This is a genomic window from Ventrimonas faecis (assembly GCF_040096075.1).
Classification (GTDB): Bacteria; Bacillota; Clostridia; order Lachnospirales; family Lachnospiraceae; genus Brotaphodocola; species Brotaphodocola faecis.
In genome coordinates this window covers 17,206-39,749 of record NZ_JBBMFJ010000022.1, presented here as the reverse complement: position 1 = coordinate 39,749, position 22,544 = coordinate 17,206, and the positions used below count along the sequence as shown (strand labels likewise).

The following is a 22,544-nucleotide window of genomic DNA, read 5'->3' as shown; positions in this document are numbered from 1 at the left end:
CCTTATTATGGACTGCTGCAGACTGTATCCGGCAAGATTCCATATCGCAGCGCCCCACTTTTCATTTTCTTTGCTCGTAACTGTTCAGTACCCTCACAGTTACCTTTGCTCTACAGCCTGAACTCGTAGTCCCCGTTCGGCAGATGCACCTTCACCTCATGGTAGCCCCAGCGGTTCTCATCCGCGATCCAGGACTGGGCGCCGCGCAGTTCAAAATTCCAGTCGGCCAGCTGACCGCCCATCTGCTCCATGCGGGCTGCCACTTTATGTTTTACATTGTACGGGCAGTACATGAGAAGATAACCGCCGCCGCCAGCGCCCAGAAGCTTGCCGCCCAGGGCTCCGGCCTTGATGGCCTCATCGTAAAGCTCGTCAATCTGCGGGTTGGTGATCTTGCTGCTCATGCGCTTCTTGCTCTGCCAGCCATAGTCCAGAAGCTTACCAAAGCTGTGCAGATTGCCCTTTAACAGCTCATCCTTCATGGCATAAGCCAGGGCCTTCACCTCGCACATAGCATCAAAGGCATCTTTCTTCTCGTAGTTTTTCACCTGGTCCTTGATGATATTCGCGGACACATGGATGTTGCCGGTATAGCATAAGAGCAGGTTATACTGTAACTCATGCAGAATATCCTTCTTAATGCGCAGCGGGTTTACCACCACATTGTTGCGGCCGTGGAACTCGATAAAGTTGATGCCGCCAAAAGTTGCCGCATACTGGTCCTGATAACCGCCGTCGATCTTTAAATCCTCACGCTCTACCTGGTAAGCCAGGTCAGCCAGGCGGTAAGCGTCCATCTCCACGCCCTTCCAGCGGGCCATGGCCGTTAACAGGGAAACCATAACGGTGGAAGAGGTTCCCAGACCGGAACCGGCCGGAGCGTCACACTGCAAGTACACCTCACAGCCCTGGTTGATGTCCATGGCCTTTAAGGCCGCGGTGACCAGGTCCAGCCGCCCGTCGTAGACGAAGTTCTCCTTCGCGTTGTATTTGACTGTCATATCAAAATCCAGAGAGTGTACGATAATCTGGTCATCCTCTCTCGGAACGATGGAACAGTACGCATATTTGTTGATGGTGCTGCCGATGATGGCTCCGCCCTGCTCTACGCAGAATGGTGCCACATCCGTACCGCCGCCGCCGAAGCTGACGCGAAGCGGTGCCCGTCCCCTGATTACCATACCACTACTCCTTTCTCTACATCCTCAATAAACTGATAATAGGCCTCCGGAATGCCGATGTCGATAAAGTAGCCGTCATTCACGAAGCCGCCCAATGCGCGGCCCTCAGAAAGCCACTTCGGGATCATCTCGTTTTCCAAAGAAACCTTTCCTGCCGGAATCTCATCCAGCAGGGCGCGCTTCATCAGATACACGCCGCCGTTGATGGTTCCCGGCTTCGCCTCCGCGCTCTTTTCGTTAAAGCCGGTGAGGCGTCCGTTCGTTAACACGGCTGCCCCGTACCGGGAAATATCCGGCACTTTCCGGAGCACCAGTGCCATATCCAGATCCGACTGCTGCTGCATGATCACCAGGCGGCTGTAGTCGATCTGATAAAACGTATCCGCGTTCAGGACAAAAAAACTGTCCTCCGTAACAAATCTGCCGGCATTTTTGATGGCTCCGGCTGTACCGAGAAGTTCTTCCTCGTAAGCGTAATGAACCGTGATGGGAGTCCCGTCCGGCGCGGTAAAGCCGCTGCCGTCCCCAAAATACTCCTCCACCATGGAACCCTTGTAGCCCACGGCAAAGATAATATCCGTGATGCCGTGCCGTGAAAGCTCGTGCACCACATATTCCATAAAAGGCTTCTCGCCAATCAGGGCCATAGGCTTCGGGCGGTCACTTACCACGCTCCGAAGCCGGGTTCCCAGACCGCCGGCCAGTAAAATTGCCTGCATTGTATATTCTCCTTAATTATCTCTTAAAATCGTCCTCGATGACCTTCCATGCCGCATCCATGCTGAAGTGGGTGCGGATGTAGCTCTGTGTCTTCTCGCAGAGTGCCTTGCAGCCCTCCGGACTTTGGTAGAGTCTGGTCACCGTCTCGGCAAATGCCTCCGGCTCGTCTTCTACTAAAAGCACATCCTCTACCTGCGGGATTCCCTCCGCGCCGATGGAGGTAGTGACGATCGGAGCACCGTTATAAATTGCTTCTACCACCTTGCCCTTTACGCCTGCGCCATAACGCAGCGGAACCACAACCACCCGGCAGGTAGCATAAAGCTCACTCAGTTCTTCCTCAGACACGAAGCCTTTGATGATGATGCCATTGCCCGGCTGCTGCAGCGCCTTGATCTCGTCCGTTACCTTGGAACCAACCACAATAAATTCCGGCGAAATCTGGCCTGCTGCCTCCATCTGCTGACGGATGCGCGGATAAATATCCTTCGCGAACCAGAGCACCGCGTCTGCATTCGGCGGATGCGCGAAGCCTCCGACAAACAGCAGTCCGTTGCGCTTCGCAAAGTCTTCCTGAATATCAGACTTGAACTCATCGAACACATAAGCCGTAATGTCTTTCACATTGATGGTCGGATCGATCTCATGGATTGCGTCGCGCTCAATGTAAGACGGATAGTAAGATACCGCCGCCTTGCTCATCAGCGTAAACTCGATGGATTTCCAGTATTCCGCATCCTCACGGATCTTCGGATCTTTGGTAATCTGGTACTCACGGCTCTCCCGCAGCCAGTGCAGGTCGTGTCCGTAGTAAATCACCTTGATATCGGTATTATCTAAAATGTAATCAATGTATTTGGACGCAATGTGCGGGCGGTTTAAGTAAGCCACCGCAATGTCATCGCCATGGTCACGCAGCCAGTCCCAGATCTTGACCTGATACTCCGGTCCGTATAAAACCTCGATGCCCATCTGCTCCAGCTCGCTGGTGTAGGGCTCCTCGTTCATGAAGTTGTCGCCCAGGAATTTTACCACATAGCCCTTCTTTAAGAACATCTTTAAGTACTGATAGGTGGTCTTGGAACCTGCATCCTTATCGTAAGTCGGCACATAATGGTCTACCACCAGGATGATCGGTTTGCCCATGCTGCGCTCTCTTGCACGGAACGGATCCGGGTTGCCGTCGTTCTCGCACTGTTTTGCGAACTCATCGGCCCATTTTTCCTTCAGTTTTTTGCTGTTGGCAATCTGGTATCGCTTTAAGCCGGTTCCCTGTACATCGGTACCGTTGGAAACGCCCTCAAAGTGGATGACCTTGGACTTCGGCTGGTAAACCACGCGGTAGCCTGCTTTTCTGACCTCGAAAGCCAGATCGGAATCCTCGCAGTAGGCCGGTGCAAAACGAGTGTCAAAGCCGCCAATCTGATTCCACAGCTCATTGGACAGTAAGATGGCCGCGCCGGAAATGTAGTCAACATCTTTCACATAGTTGTACTCCGGCTTGTCCGGGTTATCCAGACGGCCATAGTTCCAGCCGGAACCATCGCTCCAGATGATGCCGCCCGCCTCCTGCAGCCGTCCGTCCGGGTACACCAGCTTGGAACCCACCATGCCGATGGTCGGGTCAGACTCAATGAGCTGCACCAGAGAAGACAGCCAGTTTTCGGTCACCTGGGTGTCGTTGTTTAAAAACATCACATATTTACCGCGGGCATGGCGCGCTGCGTTGTTGCAGTTGCGTAAAAAGCCCTGGTTTGTGCTGTTTCTGCAGATCACCAGACCTTCTGCGTACTCGGAAAGATGCTCCGTAGCATCCGTAGACACATCGTCCGCAATGATGACCTCATAGGAGACATCCTTCGTGTGCTCTAAAATCGAAAGCAGGCACGCATAGGTATAGTGGATCTGGTTGTATACCGGAATGATGATGGAAACCGTTGGGTTCTCCACCTGTTCAAACTTCAGGCGTCCGTGCTCCCGGTAAATCTCACCAATGTTGAAATCGCCGTCCCGTAAATTTCTTCCCTCCGGTGTGGAGTAAAGCTTCATGGAGCGAAGCGGATGCAGCATGTATTCCTTCTTATAATGAAGCTTCTTTCGCTCCATGGATCCCTTCGGGTACTTCTGGTTAAATTTATCGCCCAGTTTGCGGCGGATTTTAAAGAGGATGGCCTCATGTTTGTTTAAGTAATTTAAGGTCTTCGCCATCTCCCCGATCTCATGCTCATGGTTGTGAATGATGGCTTCCAGGTTGGTAACATGGTTGTTGGTCAGACGCTGTACTTCCGTGATCTTGCGGATGGTCACGTCCTTCTCGCGGCTGTGGATCTTCATCTGCTCGATGCGCTCTCTTGCTCTTGCAAGGTCACTCTCGGTCTGACGGATGTCACGCACGGTGCGGGAATAAACCATGTAATTACCCAGATACAGCTCCTGGTTCTCACCGTGTACATAGTTCTGGAAGTTCACTTCCATCTTGCGGTACACTTCTGCCATCTCCGGCGTAATGCCGAAGTAACCCAGGATCTGATCTAAGGTCAGCTGTTTTAACACGCTGCTGTACTGTTCATAGAAGTAGTACAGAATGCGGTATTTTACAAAATGCTCCGGAACCGGGAATAAGAATACCCACTCGTAATCCAGGCAGTAGATGCCTTCCCGGGTCATCAGCATGTTTTCAAACAATGCGTCGATGTTGGAAACCTCGCAGGCGGTATCGGAAAGCAGCAGATCCTGCTCCTCCTCCGGCAGGTCTGCGCCAAACACCTCGTCAAACTCTTCGGTGCGGACAAAGGCGCTGCGGCACTCCGGACTGATATCATAGATCTGGTTCATGACGATCTGCAGGACATCCAGCGGAAGCTGTCCGCCCTCTAACTGCTCGCCTAATTTTTCCGCACAAGTCTGACCCACCAGATATGGGAAATAAACCGAATTGCGGTGCTCGGCAAACTTCGGCTCTGCAACCTTTAATGTGCGGTGCTGCTTCGTCAGTTTCTCATATTTTTCTTTGAAGGAATCAATGTGGGCGCTGCCGTCCAGGCTCAGGGCGGCCTTCTCGACGTAGCGCTCCTTATTCCGCTCGCAGATACAGGTCTTGATCTGGAACTCTTCTCTTCTTGTCTTGTTATATTTAATGAAAATCCGCTCATCATCTTTCTGAAGCTGTTTCGGATCTGCGCTCCAGAATACCAGATAGGAGTTAGCGTACAAGTCAAACAAACCTGCTTCGCAGACCGTATCAAACTTCTCCCCCTGCTCCATCATGTGGTACGGCGGATAATCGTAAGCCGGTGTCACGCGGGTTAAATCACCCTTTTTCGGCAGATAGGCGTCAGAGTAGATGCTGACCGGGGTCTTATAGTCCGGCATCGGATAATAAAACTTCAGTGCGCCATGCTCCTCGGCCATGCTCTGGTTTTCTTTATCTCCACAAAGCAGCTCCATCAGCTGGCGCTTGGTCAGCGCGTTCTCTTCTTCCACGGTTCCCGCAAAATATTTCATGCCAAGGGCATTGGCGGAAGCCACAATCAGAATGCCCTCTGGCTTTAACAGCGCCTTGGCTGCATGAATGTGATCCTCATAGGGAGCGGTCAGCGTTCCCGCAAAGATCACATAGTCGTACTTTTTGCCCTCAGCACAGGCCTCAGCCGCGTAACCGGTCAGGCTGTCCTTGTGGTAATGGATGTTGGCCGCGCCCGGATAACGCTGTCTTACCGTCTCCAGTGCGGATTCGGTGTCATCCAGAACCGTCACTGCGCTCACGCTGGAACGCAGAAGTCCCGTCAGCGCACCGTAATCGGCACCCACCTGAAGAACCTCCGCCTCCGGCTCGAAGTCATACCACTCAAGCAGCAATTCCCGCTGGGAAGAGAGGGCATATAACAGGTCCAGCCGGTGGTTGTCCTTTAAGATGGAGCGGATGTCTCCGCGGTGCTCGGAAAGGAGCGCCTGTATCTCATCATCGATCTTTCTCATGTTCATGTTTCAAAAACCTCTTTCTTATGTTCACGTTCGTTGTTCGCCATGTTTGCGTTTCGATCCTGTCGTTTTCGGTCTCACGCATTTCCCGGCATGTTTTTTCTCCATCTCACGCATTCCCGGTTTCCGAGTTCCCGGAGCCCGCCGGTTTCAGCACTGCCTCCACCTCGGATTCCATATCATAAACACCCACGGTATTCTTATTGGAAATGACCGTGATATTTGCCACATCGTACAGACGGTGGTACACGGTGTGCTCGCCCTGCTCAAAGCCGGTGCAGCTCATGGAAAGCAGATACTCACCGCCCTGAAGGGTCATCTTCTGGCGGAAGTTCACCTCGTACTCATCACCGTTTTTCACAGGACGGATCTCGGCGCCCTCAAACATGGTGTTGGTGCCGGTTAAGTCCGCGCCCTTCTTATCTTTAATGGTATAAGTAAAGATCGGCGCCTGGATACTGTCATGGAAACGAATCTTTTCTTTGATGGTGAAATACTCACCCTTTAACAGCAGGTTCGTTAAGTTGCCCCGCTCATCAAACATGCCAAGGTCATAGATTTCGGCCTTGCCGTTGCCGTACTCAGTGCGGTTCGGGTTGATGGTGATTTTGTCTTTCATGAGGCCGCTGTGCACTGTTTTTTCTTCAATATTTTTTTCTGGAACATTATCTTTTGTTTCTGCTCCATTGTCCATCCCGCCGGAAAAATCATTCATCTCCAGCAGTTCTTCTTCCAGGTCATCCATCTGGTTGGCCAGGATCTTCTTGTAGAGATCCACCATCTTGCCCGGCGCGCCCTCAGCCACATAATGGCCCTTATTCAAAAGCACCACCCGGTCACAGTATTTGATGACACTGCCCATATCATGGGTAACCATAAGAATGGTGGTTCCGTTCTTTCGGATTTCCTCCATGCGGCGGTAGCACTTGGACTGGAAGAACACGTCTCCCACAGAAAGTGCCTCATCCACAATCAGGATTTCCGGCTCTACATTAATAGACAGCGCAAAAGCCAGCCGCACAAACATACCGCTGGAATAGGTTTTCACCGGCTGGTAAACGAAATCTCCAATATCGGCAAACTCCAGAATATCCGGGAGTTTTTCATCCATCTGCTTTTTGGAGAAGCCCATCATGGTTCCGTTCATATAGATATTCTCAATGCCGGTGTAATCCATGTTGAAGCCCGCTCCCAGCTCCAGAAGCGCCGAGATGACTCCGCTCACCCGGACCTGACCGCTGGTTGGCGTCAGCACTCCGGTGATAATTTTTAAAATAGTTGATTTGCCGGAACCATTCGTTCCGATGATGCCTACCGTCTCGCCCTTCTTTACATTGAATGAAATATCACTCAGCGCAAAAAAGTCCTTGTGGTAGTTTTTGTGGGTTAAGCTGAGGGATTCCTTCAGCCGGTCAATCGGCTTGTCATACAGCTTATATATCTTGCTCACGTCCTGTACCTGGATCGCGTATTCGTTATTTGAAGACATGGTATTCCTTTCATCCGCAGAGCCGCAAAAGCTGCGTTTTTCTTCTCACAAATGCCCAAAAACGGGGGCACTTTTCCGCCCATCTGGCCCTGCAGGCCGCAATACGGGTAATTTACCACGACAGTATACCATTAATTTTCATCAGGTGCAAGGCAAGCGAGGGTGCGCACCATAATTTTCATAAAAATGTTAGAATTGCTATCTTGTAAAACCACGAAAATGCCGGGCGGCGCCATTTAGCGCCTGCCCGGCATTTTCTATATTCAAATCAATTTTTATTTTTTAAAGATGTAGCACGCGGTCGCGGATCTCCTGTGTCCGGCCCTGGTTCCAGAACTGGGTTCCGATGTAGCCGCAGGTACGGCGCGCAACGGACATCTTGTCCTGGGCACGGTTGCCGCAGTTCGGGCACTCCCAGACCAGCTTGCCGGACTCGTCCTCGACGATCTTGATCTCGCCATCGTAGCCACAGCACTCGCAGTAATCGCTCTTGGTGTTCAGCTCTGCATACATGATGTTCTCGTAGATAAACTTCATGACGGACAGAACCGCCGGAATATTCTGCTGCATATTCGGCACTTCCACGTAGCTGATGGCTCCGCCCGGAGACAGCTTCTGGAATTCGGACTCGAATTTCAGCTTGCTGAAGGCGTCAATCTCCTCAGTTACATGAACGTGGTAGCTGTTGGTGATATAGTTCTTATCAGTTACGCCCGGGATGATGCCGAAGCGTTTCTGTAAGCATTTCGCAAACTTGTAGGTGGTGGACTCCATCGGGGTGCCGTATACGGAGTAGCTGATGTTCTCTGCCTCTTTCCACTCCTTGCACTTGTCGTTCATCTTCTGCATAACAGCCAGAGCGAACGGTTTTGCGGACGGGTCGGTGTGGGACTTTCCGGTCATGCGCACGCACATCTCATGCAGGCCGCAGTAGCCCAGGGAAATGGTGGAATAACCGTTAAACAAAAGCTTATCGATGGTCTCTCCCTTTTTCAGTCTTGCCAGGGCACCGTTCTGCCACAGGATCGGAGCGACATCGGAGATGGTGCCGAGCAGACGCTCATGACGGCAGCGCAGCGCGCGGTGGCAAAGCTCCAGGCGCTCCTCAAAAATCTCCCAGAAGCGGTCCATATCGCCCTCAGAAGAGCAGGCCACATCCACCAGGTTGATGGTGACAACGCCCTGATTGAAACGGCCGTAGAACTTGTGGCTTCCGTCTGCGTTTCTCTGTGAATCCTCTACGGTCAGGAAGGAACGGCAGCCCATGCACGGGTACACGTTTCCGCCCTTCATCTCCTTCATGATCTTCGCGGAGATGTAGTCCGGCACCATGCGCTTTGCGGTACATTTCGCGGCAAGCTCAGTTAAGTGCCAGTATTTGGAATCTTCGGTAATGTTGTCCTCGTCCAGAACATAGATCAGTTTCGGGAATGCCGGGGTGATCCACACGCCCTTCTCGTTCTTGACGCCCTGCATTCTCTGGATCATGACTTCCTCAATGATCATAGCCAGATCGTCACGGGTGCGGCCCTCCGGAACCTCATCCAGATACATGAACATGGTAACAAACGGAGCCTGTCCATTACAGGTCATCAGAGTAATAAGCTGATACTGGATGGTCTGGATACCACTCTTGATCTCCTCGCGCAGTCTGCGTTCTACTACGCGGTCGATGATGGCGTCATCCAAAGACTCACCGCACTCCTGACGCTCCGCGATGACATTCTTGCGCAGTTTCTGACGGCTGATGTCTACAAACGGAGCCAGATGTGCCAGGGAGAAGGATTGTCCGCCGTACTGGTTGCTGGCTACCTGCGCCACGATCTGGGTGGTAACATTGCAGGCGGTAAAGAAGCTGTGCGGCTTCTCGATCATGGTCTCGCTGATCACGGTGCCATTCTGGAGCATGTCCTCCAGGTTGATCAGGTCACAGTTGTGCTCCTTCTGCGCAAAATAATCGGTATCGTGGAAGTGGATGATACCCGCCTCATGGGCGCGCACGATCTCCTCCGGAAGCAGAACACGGCGGCTTAAATCCTTGCTGACCTCACCAGCCATGTAATCACGCTGGGTAGAGTTGATGACCGGGTTCTTGTTGGAGTTCTCCTGTTTTACTTCCTCATTCAGATGCTCGATCAGAGCCAGGATGCCGTTGTCGGTCGTGTTGGATTTTCTGGTCAGCTCTCTCTTGTAACGGTAACGCACATATTTCTGCGCCACCTCATAACCGCGCATCTCCATAATGCCGGTCTCTACCATATCCTGAATATCTTCTACGTTTACCGCATGCGTAGCCTCTTCCACCTGCTTTGCGATCATGTCTGCCACTGCGTTGATCTGATACTCATTCAGCTGATGAAGATGATCCACACTGGCATTGGCCTTGGTGATCGCGCTCACAATTTTGGAGACATCGAAAGAAACTTCCTTGCCGTTTCTCTTGATCACATTTGTCTTAACATCCGTAGTCATGCCCAAACCCCTCTCGTATATACTATATCTTGTATTTTTATTGATTATAAACAACTATATGTCGTAGCAGAAATTATGATACTACAAATGTGGGGAAAATGGAAGTGGCAATTTCACGAATATTTCATGGAATATTTGGTTGAATATTTATTTTACATAAGGTATGATTAGACAGGTCCGTTTTGCCAAAATTCGGAAATTTCCGCAGAGTTCCTTGCTTTTCACTCGGAGCGGCAAACGGAAAAAGAACACAGGAGGTTCGCACATTGCTGAATAAATGGAAACAAAAGATAACAAAATTTGTATGTTTTGCCCTAACATGCCAGTTGTTCGTTTTGACGGCCTGGGCAAAACCCGACTGGCCCTCTGACACCGGCATCATGGCTGAAGCGGGCATTGTCATGGATATGGATTCCGGCGCCATTCTGTATGGCCAGAACATTCACCTGCCGTACTATCCGGCCAGCATCACCAAGATTCTCACAGCACTCATCGTCCTGGAAAATTGCAATCTGCAAGATACTGTAACATTTTCTACGACGGCTGTCAACCAGGTTGAGGCCGACAGCGGAAATAAAATCAGTGTCGTGGCCGGAGATGAACTTTCCGTAGAGGATTGTCTCTACTCTCTGCTTCTGGTCTCCTGCAACCAGGCTGCCAATGCCCTGGCTGAGCACACCGCGGGCAGCATCCCCGCCTTCGTGGACATGATGAATGAAAAGCTGGTGGAACTGGGATGCCAGGAAAGCCATTTTGAAAACCCATCCGGCTTAAACAATGACAATCAGTATGTTTCCGCTTACGATATGGCCCTGATTGCGCAGGCCGCCTACGACAACGATACCTTGGTGGAGATCAGCTCCTCTACCACCCATAAAATCGCGCCGACCACCCAGAATCCGGATGGCTTCACCATCCGCGGGGAGCACCGTCTCTGTGTGACCGAAGATCCGAGCAGCCCGTATTACTACCCGGAGGCCGTAGCCGGAAAGACCGGATACCTGATCAAAGCCGGCAATACCCTGGTCACCTACGCGGTAAAAGACAACCGCCGCCTGGTCTCCGTTATCTTAAAAGGGCAGCCGAGACAATACTTCGTAGACGGTAAGGCACTTCTGGAATTTGGATTCCGTTCCTTCCAGGACTATACCGTGGCAGACTATGAAAGCCGTTACGTGACCGGAAACGAAACCATCAATCTGGATAAGGGTTCCTTCCAGGCGTCCGACCTGATGATCGATCCGGACAGCGTCATCACCCTGCCAAATGGCGCCACCTTTGAGGATGCGGACATTTCCCTTGGCGCGCTGCCGGAGATCAGTCCTGACAACGCCGTGGCTCTGCTCACCTACAGCTACAATGACCGGACCATCGGAACTGCATACCTGCTGGCAAAAGACGGCGTCACCATCGACGGGGATGATCCGGACACAGAAACCGCCCCATCAGATACCGACGCCTCAAACACAGCGGCTTCCGTGGCCACTGCTTCCAACGCAGAGAAGCCTCAGCGGCCTCACAAAAATATTTCCGTGGCCGGTGTCCTGATCACGATGCTGATCGTACTTCTCGCACTTGGTATGATCGGCCTTGTAAGCTGGTTTATCTACTCCAAAAAGAAAGAGGCAAGACTGCTGGCAGAGCGCCGGGAGCGCCGCAGACAGCGGTTAAAACGTTCCGGTGATGAAGAAGAGTTTGAGCGCCTGCTAAATGAATACAAAAACAAAAAGAAATAAATCCGCACTGCGGTATACATCGCAAAAAGGATATGAAAAAGCCCATGAAAACATTTCTCATTGTTTTCATGGGCTTTTCTGATGCCGTTTCGATATGTTTTCCAGGTTGTCAGCTTACCACCCCAGGTTAACCGGTTCCCCGCCACCTGCCGTGATGGTTTTGGATGCAGAGGCCGTACTCTCTGACTGCGCCGCACCGTCTGACGTGCTGTCACTGCCCTGGCTCTCCTGCGCAGTCCCGGCTGTCTGCTCTGCGCTCTGCTCTGCCTGCGCGCTGTCCGCGTTCTCCGTTGTTCTTCCATAGTTCAGCGCTGCGTACACATCCAGCATGCCATTGCTGCTGAGTTTGCCTTCCAGCGGCGGAATCTTACGTGCTGTTTCCAGAAGAACTTTCCGGATATCGGAAAGCTGCAGGTCCGTGCGGTAGGAATACAGGAATGCCGCCGCTCCAGTCACCATCGGGGCAGACATGGATGTTCCTGTCATAAATCCATAACCGCTGTTTGCAATGGTGCTGACAATGTAGGTGCCCGGCGCCGCAATATCCACGCTCTTTGCTCCGTAGTTGGAGCTTTCCGCCAGGCTTCCGTCAAACATCAGGTTTGCCACGGAAATGACATTGTCCAGGTCGAAGGAGGATGGGTAATCCGGCTTCTGATCGGTATCTTCTCCGATTCCCTTTGCGTCACCATTTCCTGCAGATACCACAAATAACATCTTCGAATCCCGCATTACCTTATCCAGTTCCGGATAATACTCCGTAGTTCCAAAACTGAGATTGCAGATGGAGGCTCCGTTTGCTTCCGCATAGCGGATGGCCTCAATAATGGCCTTTTCCTCTCCAACACCATACTGGGTTCCCAGGGCCTTCAATACCATGACCTTCACATACTTGTTGTCTGTGATTCCGGCAATGCCGCCATTTCCACGGGCCGCGGCAATGGTTCCCGCCGCATGGGTACCGTGGTCATCCTCACTGCCCTTGCAGAGTTCATTGTTTCCATCAAAGAAATTCCAGCCATGGACATCGTCTATATAACCGTTTCCGTCATTGTCAATGCCGTCCCCCGGAATCTCATCTTCATTGGTCCAGATGGCATCCTTCAGATCTGGATGATTGATGTCAATTCCGGTATCTATGACCGCTACCACCACCTGACGGTGCTCCTCCGTGCTGGAATCGTAGAGGTTCCACGCCGGGAGAATATTGATATCCACCCCACGTCTTGCCCGGATCTCTTTGATACGGTAAGCATCCGGTCCGGCTACCGGGGCCGGCATGCCAAGATAATTTGCCAGATCAATATAAGTTGCCAGCTTCGGATTGCTGTCCTTAAACCGGTTTGTGATCTCACTGTACTGTAATTCCGCATCGTTTTTCAGCCCCCACTGATACCGGGAATAACTGTCCGAGGAAGACAGATTGGCCACGCCAGGACCGTAAACATCGGCATGAAAGGTATATTGGGCTGTTGTCTCCGCGGATTCACCTTCCGGCTCTGCCACCAGCGCTTCCGAAACTGCAGCACTGTTGCCGGCCGGTACAGCCACTGCCAGATGCAGTCCCGCTCCGCAGAGCACTGCCGCCAGCGCTGTTGCCGCCTGCTGTTTCCATTTCATTTTCATAATATACTCCTCAATTTTTCTCTACTCCTGCGTAACTGTTCAGTACCCTCACAGTTACACTCCTGCCAATTATAACACAACTGTCCATACTTTAGTTTGAAGATTGTGTGAAATTCATACAACAGAAAAACCCGTGGAGAAAATCTCCACGGGTCATCTTACGTTTGGACACAGTAGGCGCACCAGGCGCATCTACATAATATGAAAATTTCGATTAATTTCTAATTAGAGATTAGTCGCAGATGGTAACAACACGACCTGAACCTACGGTTCTACCACCCTCACGGATAGCGAAACGAAGACCCTGCTCCATAGCTACCGGATGGATCAGCTCAACGGTCATCTCTACGTTATCACCAGGCATGCACATCTCGGTACCAGCCGGGAGCTCGCAAACGCCGGTTACGTCAGTTGTTCTGAAGTAGAACTGCGGACGATAGTTGTTGAAGAACGGGGTATGACGACCACCCTCGTCTTTGGTCAGAACGTAAACCTGTGCGGTAAACTTATTGTGGCACTTTACAGATGCCGGCTTACACAGAACCTGTCCACGCTCGATCTCAGTTCTCTGGATACCACGAAGCAGAGCACCGATGTTATCACCAGCCTGAGCCTCATCCAGTAACTTACGGAACATCTCGATACCGGTAACAACGGTCTTCTTGGTCTCCTCGTGGATACCAACGATCTCAACCTCATCGTTCAGATGAAGAACACCACGCTCTACACGGCCGGTAGCAACGGTACCACGACCGGTAATGGTGAATACATCCTCTACAGGCATCAGGAACGGCTTATCAGTCTCACGCTGCGGATCCGGGATCCAGCTGTCAACTGCGTCCATAAGCTCCATGATCTTGTCGCCCCACTCGCCCTTCGGATCTTCCAGAGCCTTCAGAGCAGAACCCTGAATGATCGGGGTGTCATCGCCCGGGAACTCGTACTCGTTCAGCAGCTCACGGATCTCCATGTCTACTAACTCAAGCAGCTCCGGATCGTCAACCATATCACACTTGTTCATGAATACAACGATGTACGGTACGCCTACCTGACGAGAAAGCAGGATGTGCTCTCTGGTCTGAGCCATAACACCATCGGTTGCTGCTACTACAAGGATAGCGCCATCCATCTGAGCTGCACCGGTGATCATGTTCTTAACGTAGTCAGCATGTCCTGGGCAGTCAACGTGTGCATAGTGTCTCTTCTCAGTCTCATACTCAACGTGTGCGGTAGAAATGGTGATACCACGCTCTCTCTCCTCCGGAGCCTTATCGATGTTCTCGAAATCGGTAGCGGTGTTACCAGCAACTCTCTCAGACAGAACTTTGGTGATTGCTGCGGTCAGAGTGGTTTTACCATGGTCAACGTGGCCGATGGTACCAATGTTACAATGCGGTTTGGTTCTTTCAAACTTTGCTTTTGCCATTTTATAACGTCCTCCTTGATTTGCCCGCCTAGTACGGGCGATTGATTATATGGTTAGGCTGTTCTTTATTATATGCTATTTACGCAATATTTTCAAGCCTTTTCTCTATTCCGGCCGGCAGCTCCGCAGCATGTTCTTTGATAAAAACAACCGCAGAACTACCGATTGGAAATTAGATTACATTATTTCTTGTGCTCGTTGATAACCTTCTCCTGTACGGACTTCGGAACCGGCTCGTACTTCTCGAAGAACATGGAGTAGTTACCACGTCCCTGAGTCTTGGAACGAAGGTCAGTAGAGTAACCGAACATCTCGGAAAGCGGAACGTATGCCTTAACGATCTTACCGCCGCCTAAGTCATCCATACCCTCGATACGGCCACGACGGGAGTTGATATCACCGATAACATCACCCATGTACTCCTCAGGCATGGTAACCTCAACCTTCATGATCGGCTCAAGCAGGATAGCGCCTGCCTTCTGCATAGCCTCCTTGAACGCCATGGAACCAGCGATCTTGAATGCCATCTCGTTAGAGTCGACCTCATGGTAAGAACCATCGTATACGGTAGCTTTTACGCCGAGTACCGGGAATCCAGCAAGGATACCGGACTTAGCAGCCTCTTCGATACCAGCGCCAACTGCCGGGATGTACTCTTTCGGGATAGCACCACCGACAACGGTAGACTCGAACTTGAAGGTCTCTTCTGCGTTCGCATCCATCGGCTCGAAGTGAACTTTACAGTGACCATACTGACCACGACCACCAGACTGCTTAGCATATTTGCTGTCTACGTCTACGGCCTTGGTGAAGGTCTCTTTGTAAGCAACCTGCGGAGCACCAACGTTAGCTTCTACGTTGAACTCTCTCAGAAGACGGTCTACGATGATCTCCAGATGTAACTCACCCATACCGGAGATGATGGTCTGGCCAGTCTCCTGGTTGGTGGATGCACGGAAGGTCGGATCCTCCTCTGCAAGTTTCGCAAGTGCCTCACTCATCTTGCCCTGACCAGCTTTGGTCTTCGGCTCGATCGCGATATCGATAACCGGCTCCGGGAACTCCATGGACTCCAGGATAACCGGATGATTCTCATCACAGATGGTATCACCGGTACCGGTAACCTTAAAGCCTACTGCTGCAGCGATATCGCCAGAGTAAACTTTGTCAATTTCCTGTCTCTTGTTAGCGTGCATCTGAAGGATACGGCCAACACGCTCTTTCTTGCCCTTGGTAGCATTCAGAACGTAAGAACCGGAATTCATGGTACCGGAGTACACACGGAAGAATGCCAGTTTACCTACGAACGGGTCAGTCATGATCTTGAATGCCAGAGCTGCGAACGGCTCTTCATCAGAAGAGTGACGGAACACTTCATTGCCATCCATATCGGTACCCTTGATAGACGGGATATCGGTCGGAGCCGGCATGAACTCGATAACTGCGTTCAGAAGTCTCTGAACACCTTTGTTTCTGTATGCACTACCGCAGCATACCGGAACAGCGGTACACTCACAGGTAGCTTTTCTTAATACTTTCTTCAGTTCCTCGATAGACGGCTCTTCGCCTTCCAGATACTGCATCATCAGATCATCATCCAGCTCGCAGATCTTCTCTACCAGCTCGGTGTGATATAACTCTGCATCATCCTTCATATCATCCGGGATTTCGCAAACAGTAACGTCGTCGCCCTTATCATCGTTGTAGATGTAAGCCTGCATCTCGAACAGGTCGATGATGCCCTTGAACTCGTCCTCTTTACCGATCGGCAGCTGTAAGCAGATAGCGTTCTTACCAAGTCTGGTACGAATCTGCTCTACTGCGCCGTAGAAGTTAGCGCCCAGGATATCCATCTTGTTGATGAATGCCATTCGCGGTACGTTGTAGGTATCAGCCTGACGCCATACGTTCTCGGACTGCGGCTCTACACCACCCTTTGCACAGAACACGCCTACAGCGCCGTCCAGTACACGAAGGGAACGCTCTACCTCAACAGTGAAGTCTACGTGACCTGGGGTATCGATGATGTTGATACGATACTCCGGCTGTCCTTTGATCGGACGGTTGTCCTGGCCATGAATGGTCCAGTGACAGGTAGTAGCTGCTGAAGTAATGGTAATACCACGCTCCTGCTCCTGCTCCATCCAGTCCATGGTAGCAGTACCTTCGTGAGTATCACCGATTTTGTAGTTTACACCAGTGTAATACAGGATACGCTCAGTCAAAGTGGTCTTACCAGCATCGATGTGAGCCATGATACCAATATTTCTGGTTCTCTCCAACGGATATTCTCTTCCAGCCAAAGCTTTTTCCTCCTATTAGAATCTGAAGTGGGAGAAGGCCTTGTTAGCCTCTGCCATCTTATGCATGTCTTCTTTACGTTTTACAGATGCACCAGTGTTGTTTGCTGCGTCCATAATCTCGTTTGCCAGTCTCTCTTCCTGGGTCTTCTCGCCTCTCTTACGGGAGAACATGGTGATCCAGCGAAGTGCCAGGGTCTGACGTCTCTCCGGCTTAACCTCGATCGGCACCTGATAGGTAGCACCACCGATACGTTTTGCCTTAACCTCCAGAACAGGCATGATGTTGTTCATAGCCTCTTCGAAGACTTCCAGAGCCGGCTTGCCGCTCTTCTCTTCTACACGGTTGAATGCACCGTATACGATTTTCTGTGCAACACCCTTCTTACCGTCAAGCATGATGTTGTTGATCAGCTTGGTTACAACCTTGTTGTTGTATAAAGGATCTGCTAATACATCTCTTTTCTGAATATGTCCTTTACGTGGCACGTTACTTCCCTCCTTAATTATAGAAATTAATTCATAGGTACTCACATGTTTCCATAAAAATGTGTTCGCGCACGGTTCTATCTATTCCTGCAACCACAGGCAATATCATCCCGGCACTAACTACTTTTACTTACGTTAGTGGTACTACTAGTGTAAGTTGTTACTTATTTCTTCTTAGCGTCTTTCGGTCTCTTAGCGCCGTACTTGGAACGAGCCTGCTTTCTGTTGGCTACGCCTGCGGTATCAAGAGTACCTCTGATGATGTGGTATCTGGTACCCGGAAGGTCCTTAACACGACCACCACGAATTAATACTACGCTGTGCTCCTGTAAGTTGTGTCCCTCGCCCGGGATGTAGCTGGTTACCTCGATACCGTTAGAAAGACGTACTCTGGCGATTTTACGAAGTGCAGAGTTCGGCTTCTTCGGGGTTGCAGTCTTAACTGCGGTGCAGACACCTCTCTTCTGCGGAGAAGAAGTGCTGGTTGCACGTTTCTGTAAGGAGTTGTATCCTCTCTGCAGAGCCGGTGCAGTAGACTTCTTTTCTGCGGTCTGTCTTCCCTTTCTCACTAACTGGTTGAATGTTGGCATTCCTTTCACCTCCTGTGATATTGTCTGTTGGTTGCTGTAATTCTTTTCAGCTTTTTGCGCATCAAAAAATCCTGCGATTTTCGCACGCCATATCATTATATCCGTTTGGCGATAGCATGTCAAGAATATTTTTGTAATTTTAGCCTGTTTTTCTTTGTATTTAAGCCATTCTTTCCATTGCGTATATTATCGGACAGCCCGGAATAGAATGAAGCAATCAGAGTATTCCCAAAAGGAGAGGTTTTATGCTGCCATCCCGCCCGAAAGCTGTTTTAATTTCCCTTGTCGCTTCCTATCTCTTATCTGCCCTGCTCTTGTTCATCCTGACCTTCGTTCTGTACCGGCTGAAGCTGAAAGAATCCCAGATTGCGCCCGCGGTCTACGCCCTGTATGTCATTTCCTGCCTTGTGGGCGGCCTGCTCTGTGGCAAGGCGCTTCGCAGCCGGAGATTTTTCTGGGGGCTGCTCACCGGAGTGCTGTATTTTCTGGCTCTGTTTGCCGCGTCCATCCTGCTGCGCCACGGCCAGATACCGGAGCTTTCCCGGATGATGCCGGTGCTGGCCTGCTGCGCGGCCGGCGGCACGGTCGGGGGAATTTTAAGCTAAGCGGCCCATGCTGCGCGACGCAAAGAAGGAGACACCTTACGGCATCTCCTTCTTTTTCACTGTTCTGCTGCGTTTTTGTTTCGGCACAGAACCTCGCTGTCTATTCCGCAGCCTTTTCTTCTTCCTTGTCTTCCGTTTCCTCCGGATGATGGATCTGAATGCGGATCTTTCCAACCCTGTTTTTGTCCATCTCTTCTACCTTTAAATGAAGATTTTCGTAATCGACTTCCTCGCCTTCCTCCGGCAGATGGTCCAACAGACCGATCACCAGGCCGCCAATGGAGTCGTAATCCTCGGATTCCAGTTCCAGTCCCAGGCGGTCGTTTAAATCGTCCAGCTTGGCAGAACCATTTACCAGATATTCATCCGGGCCGATTTCTTTTACTTCGTCCTCCTCATCCTGGTCATACTCATCGCGGATCTCTCCGACAATTTCCTCCAGCATATCCTCCAGGGTGATGAGACCTGCCGTGGCGCCGTACTCGTCCAATACAATGACAATGTTATTGAAGGTTTTTCGCATCTCCAGCATCAGCTCGGCTGTCTTCTTGTATTCATAGGTATAGAGCGGCTGGCGCAGATAATCACGGATGGAGAAGTTCTTTTCTTTCTCGTGATCGAACAGGATGAAATCCTTCATATTTACAATGCCGATGACATTGTCCGTGTTCTCCTCGTAGACCGGAATACGGGTGAAGCGCTCCTTCTGGAACAGTTCCATAAGCTCGCTGAAAGTCGCGTTTACCTCTACCATGACCATGTCGATACGCGGCACCATGACATCTTTCGCCACGGCATCTCCGAAATCGAACACGTTGTTGATCATCTTCTTTTCTTCGCTCTCAATAACGCCTTCTTCATGGCTTACTTCTACGATGGTGCGAAGCTCATCCTCAGTCATGGGTTCCTGCTTTTTGTTCGGGTCTACCCGAAGAAGGAAAAGCACTCCCATAGACAGCTTATTGACGATAACGATTACCGGAGTCAGGACTACCATCAGCACGTGAATGATGCCCGCGTAAGCAAAGGAAATCTTCTCCGCGTACAGCGTAGACATGGTTTTGGGCGTAATCTCACCAAAGACCAGAATCAGCAGCGTCAGCACACCGGTAGCGACACCAACTGCCGCATTGCCAAACAGGCGCAGAGTCAGGGTCGTCATCAGGGAAGAGGCTGACAGGTTCACAATGTTATTGCCGATCAGAATGGTGCTGAGCATCTTGGCCGGATCTTCAATCACCGCTGCCACCATGGCCGCGCGCTTGTCACCGCCCTCTGCCAGAGTCCGCACACGCACCTTGTTTACCGTAGTCAGGGCAGTCTCCGCCGAGGAAAAAAATGCTGATAACATCAGCAGGATGATCACTGCTGCCAGTTGTATGCCCGTACTGTCTCCTGAATCTAACATAGAATTATTTCGCTCCTTTTATATTTTCATACGATTTTACATGGTTTTCCGACTGCTGTCAACCGGAGTTTTCTTTGAAAAAGCGCTGCGTATCTCCTTTATGATCTCCTCCCCAAACAGGATGCCGGAACCAAGAAATACAAAGATATCCCCAAGATTAAAGACCACACCCTTCAGTTTTCCACACTGAATGCTGAAGTAATCCACCACATAACGCCGCACCACGCGGTCATAAAGGTTGCTGATGGCACCCCCCAGAATGATGGCAATACCCAGCTTCTGTACTTTTTTGTCTTTCTGAGGAAGAATTGCGGTCAGAAAACCGGCCAGACCGGAAATAACCGCCAGCGGGAGCATCCGCACAAGTTCTCCATGCTGTTCCAGAAAGCCGAAGGGAAATCCTGCGTTGTGGTTCCGGTAAAGCAGGATTTTTTCCTTTGTATGCGGCAGAGGTTTGGGAAAGTCTTCCGGTTTTTCCCGCTCAATCAGCCATTTGATGCCAAGATCCAGTGATGACAGCGCTGCAATGATTCCTGTATAAAGCATAACTCGTTCCTCCTGATTTTCCAAATATCCACACACGATCGTGGCAGCGGCAACCCGGCCGCCGCGCAGTTACCCTCATTGGTAACTGTTCAGTACCCTCATTGTACTATCAAAAGCGGATGGCGTCAAATTGTAACCGGTTCTCTGTGCTGCTCATATACTGACAGGAAAAGACTCCGGGAGTTTTTATGATTTCCTGCAATGTTTCCCCCGCCTCGGAAGATATTGCCGATTTCATTGTCCGGTATTCCCCGAGGGCCGTAGAATCCCTCTATGAGCTTGCCGGAACCCGGTGTGTGAATCTGGTCAGTCAGGAATATGCCATTGTCCACGCGCCGCTTTCCGGTGTTCTTCCCTTAAGTTTTACGCAGCATACCTACTCTGCCATTCCAAAGCTTTACGGTCTTCAGGATACCACCGCGCTGGAAGCTGCCGGAATCCTCCCGGTCTTTTCCCAGCCAAATCTCATGAGTACCGGACAGGGCGTCCTCATCGGACTGATTGATACCGGAATCGACTACACCAATCCTCTGTTTCAAAACCCGGATGGCACTAGCCGGATCTTACGGCTCTGGGATCAGACCATGGAAAGGGAAGCTTCCCCGGAGCCGGTGGCGGGATTCCAGCCATTCTACGGCACCGTCTACAGTCAGGAGGACTTAAGCCGCGCTCTGGACTCCGAAAACCCATTTGAGCTGGTGCCCTCCACCGATATCAACGGTCATGGAACCTTTCTGGCCGGTGTTGCCGCGGGCCGCCAGATTCAGAGTCCCACCACGTTTTCCGGTGCTGCCCCGGACGCCGCGCTGGCGGTGGTGCGGTTAAAACCTGCCAAGCAGTATCTGCGGGAATTCTTTGCAGTTCCGGCTGACGCGGACGCTTACCAGGAAAATGACATCATGACCGCTGCCGCCTTTCTTCTCGGCATTGCCGGTCAGTACCGGCTGCCACTGGTCCTCCTTCTGGGCGTTGGAACCGCACAGGGAAGCCACAGCGGGATCTCTCCCCTGGCCATGCAGCTGCAGGCCTTAAGCGGCACCCGCGGTTTTGCCTGCGTCACCGGTGCCGGAAATGAAGCCGGATTCCGGCATCACTATCCGGGCCGTCTTTCCCCGGATCAGGCATATGAGGATGTGGAACTGCGTGTAGCGGATTCCACCGCCGGATTTTCCATGGAACTCTGGGCCGATGTTTCGGAGCTTTACACGGTAGGCTTCGTCTCTCCCTCCGGGGAAGTCATTGAGCGGATCCCTCTGGCGGTGGGACAGGAAACCACCGTCTCCTTCCAGCTTGATGCCACCCGCATTTTCATCAGTTATCAGATCACAGAGGCTTCCTCCGGACGGTTTCTGGCCTTTTTGCGTTTTACTGCTCCGGCCCCCGGCATCTGGCATATCCGGGTCTATCCCACGCTGTTTGTCTCCGGGCAGTTTCACATCTGGCTTCCCATGCAGGAATTCCTTACCGAAGACACCGGATTTCTCCGGCCCGACCCGGATATCACCATTACGGATCCCGGCAACGCGCCTCTGCTCTTAACCGTCAGCACATACAACCATGTTACCGGAAGTCTTTACATCCACAGCAGCCGCGGCTTCACTGCCACCGGACAGATCAAGCCGGATTTTGCCGCTCCCGGCGTGGAAGTACAGGGGCCTGGACTGCCTCGCCAGGATGGCAGCACCTTTTCCGGCTCCACCCGCGAAGCAATCTCGTCATCCGCCACAAGCCCGCTCACCCGAAAGACCGGCTCCTCCGTGGCCGCCGCCATCACCGCCGGAGCCGTGGCCTCACTCTTCTCCTGGGGCTTCACCCAGGGAAACGACCTGACCCTCACCAGCATCTCCGTAAAATCCATTCTCATCCGCGGAGCGGACAGAAAAGAAGCGTTCCGCTATCCCAACCGCCAGTGGGGATATGGAACGCTGAATCTGTACCGGGCATTTCTGCTTCTGCGAGAGTAAATCTGTATACC

Annotated in this window: 15 protein-coding genes; 3 read left to right on the top strand and 12 right to left on the bottom strand. The window is 51.5% G+C overall.

Annotated elements, in window-relative coordinates:
* Positions 1 to 110: 110 nt before the first annotated feature.
* The 5 genes from WMO41_RS10825 to nrdD all read right to left on the bottom strand — a co-directional run bounded on the left by WMO41_RS10825 (position 111) and on the right by nrdD (position 9,843).
* Positions 111 to 1,181, bottom strand: coding sequence for a GHMP family kinase ATP-binding protein (locus WMO41_RS10825; RefSeq protein ID WP_349229763.1), 1,071 nt, complete (start codon positions 1,179 to 1,181; stop codon positions 111 to 113).
* Positions 1,175 to 1,900, bottom strand: coding sequence for a nucleotidyltransferase family protein (locus WMO41_RS10820; RefSeq protein ID WP_349229762.1), 726 nt, complete (start codon positions 1,898 to 1,900; stop codon positions 1,175 to 1,177). The genes WMO41_RS10825 and WMO41_RS10820 overlap by 7 nt, the downstream gene beginning before the upstream one ends.
* Before the next feature lie 16 nt (positions 1,901 to 1,916).
* Positions 1,917 to 5,879, bottom strand: a complete 3,963-nt coding sequence (locus WMO41_RS10815) for a glycosyltransferase (RefSeq protein ID WP_494338457.1) — start codon at positions 5,877 to 5,879, stop codon at positions 1,917 to 1,919.
* 112 nt (positions 5,880 to 5,991) lie between these two features.
* Positions 5,992 to 7,371 carry a Wzt carbohydrate-binding domain-containing protein gene (locus WMO41_RS10810; protein WP_177292924.1) on the bottom strand — a complete coding sequence of 460 codons (1,380 nt, stop codon included), beginning with the start codon at positions 7,369 to 7,371 and terminating at the stop codon, positions 5,992 to 5,994.
* 282 nt (positions 7,372 to 7,653) lie between these two features.
* Positions 7,654 to 9,843: an anaerobic ribonucleoside-triphosphate reductase gene (gene nrdD, locus WMO41_RS10805; RefSeq protein WP_349229760.1), complete on the bottom strand. Its 2,190-nt coding sequence runs from the start codon at positions 9,841 to 9,843 to the stop codon at positions 7,654 to 7,656.
* A 380-nt stretch (positions 9,844 to 10,223) separates the two neighbouring features.
* Here nrdD and WMO41_RS10800 point away from each other — a divergent pair, with 380 nt between their 5' ends.
* Complete coding sequence (locus tag WMO41_RS10800; protein ID WP_349229759.1) at positions 10,224 to 11,579, top strand: D-alanyl-D-alanine carboxypeptidase family protein; 1,356 nt, start codon at positions 10,224 to 10,226, stop codon at positions 11,577 to 11,579.
* A 114-nt stretch (positions 11,580 to 11,693) separates the two neighbouring features.
* Here WMO41_RS10800 and WMO41_RS10795 read toward each other — a convergent pair whose 3' ends face one another.
* The 5 genes from WMO41_RS10795 to rpsL all read right to left on the bottom strand — a co-directional run bounded on the left by WMO41_RS10795 (position 11,694) and on the right by rpsL (position 18,010).
* Positions 11,694 to 13,205: a S8 family peptidase gene (locus tag WMO41_RS10795; protein ID WP_349229758.1), complete on the bottom strand. Its 1,512-nt coding sequence runs from the start codon at positions 13,203 to 13,205 to the stop codon at positions 11,694 to 11,696.
* 232 nt (positions 13,206 to 13,437) lie between these two features.
* On the bottom strand, positions 13,438 to 14,631 hold the full coding sequence (gene tuf, locus WMO41_RS10790; RefSeq protein WP_349229757.1) for an elongation factor Tu: 1,194 nt from the start codon (positions 14,629 to 14,631) through the stop codon (positions 13,438 to 13,440).
* Positions 14,632 to 14,813: 182 nt separating this feature from the next.
* On the bottom strand, positions 14,814 to 16,934 hold the full coding sequence (gene fusA, locus WMO41_RS10785; protein ID WP_349229756.1) for an elongation factor G: 2,121 nt from the start codon (positions 16,932 to 16,934) through the stop codon (positions 14,814 to 14,816).
* Positions 16,935 to 16,949: 15 nt separating this feature from the next.
* Positions 16,950 to 17,420, bottom strand: a complete 471-nt coding sequence (gene rpsG, locus WMO41_RS10780; RefSeq protein WP_118531413.1) for a 30S ribosomal protein S7 — start codon at positions 17,418 to 17,420, stop codon at positions 16,950 to 16,952.
* A 164-nt stretch (positions 17,421 to 17,584) separates the two neighbouring features.
* On the bottom strand, positions 17,585 to 18,010 hold the full coding sequence (rpsL, locus tag WMO41_RS10775) for a 30S ribosomal protein S12 (RefSeq protein ID WP_118733059.1): 426 nt from the start codon (positions 18,008 to 18,010) through the stop codon (positions 17,585 to 17,587).
* Between the two features lie 245 nt (positions 18,011 to 18,255).
* On the opposite strand from rpsL, the gene WMO41_RS10770 reads away from it, so the two are divergent.
* Positions 18,256 to 18,615 (top strand): TIGR04086 family membrane protein, encoded by a 360-nt coding sequence (locus WMO41_RS10770; RefSeq protein WP_349229755.1) that lies wholly within the window; start codon positions 18,256 to 18,258, stop codon positions 18,613 to 18,615.
* A 100-nt stretch (positions 18,616 to 18,715) separates the two neighbouring features.
* On the opposite strand, the gene WMO41_RS10765 is transcribed toward WMO41_RS10770, so the two are convergent.
* Both WMO41_RS10765 and WMO41_RS10760 read right to left on the bottom strand, forming a co-directional pair.
* The gene (locus tag WMO41_RS10765) at positions 18,716 to 20,023 is read right to left on the bottom strand and encodes a CNNM domain-containing protein (RefSeq protein ID WP_177291394.1); all 1,308 of its coding nucleotides are present in this window, start codon (positions 20,021 to 20,023) and stop codon (positions 18,716 to 18,718) included.
* Positions 20,024 to 20,059: 36 nt separating this feature from the next.
* Positions 20,060 to 20,569, bottom strand: a complete 510-nt coding sequence (locus WMO41_RS10760; protein ID WP_177291395.1) for a signal peptidase II — start codon at positions 20,567 to 20,569, stop codon at positions 20,060 to 20,062.
* A 188-nt stretch (positions 20,570 to 20,757) separates the two neighbouring features.
* Between WMO41_RS10760 and WMO41_RS10755 the strand changes: the two genes are divergently transcribed.
* On the top strand, positions 20,758 to 22,533 hold the full coding sequence (locus WMO41_RS10755; RefSeq protein WP_349229754.1) for a S8 family peptidase: 1,776 nt from the start codon (positions 20,758 to 20,760) through the stop codon (positions 22,531 to 22,533).
* Positions 22,534 to 22,544 lie beyond the last annotated feature (11 nt).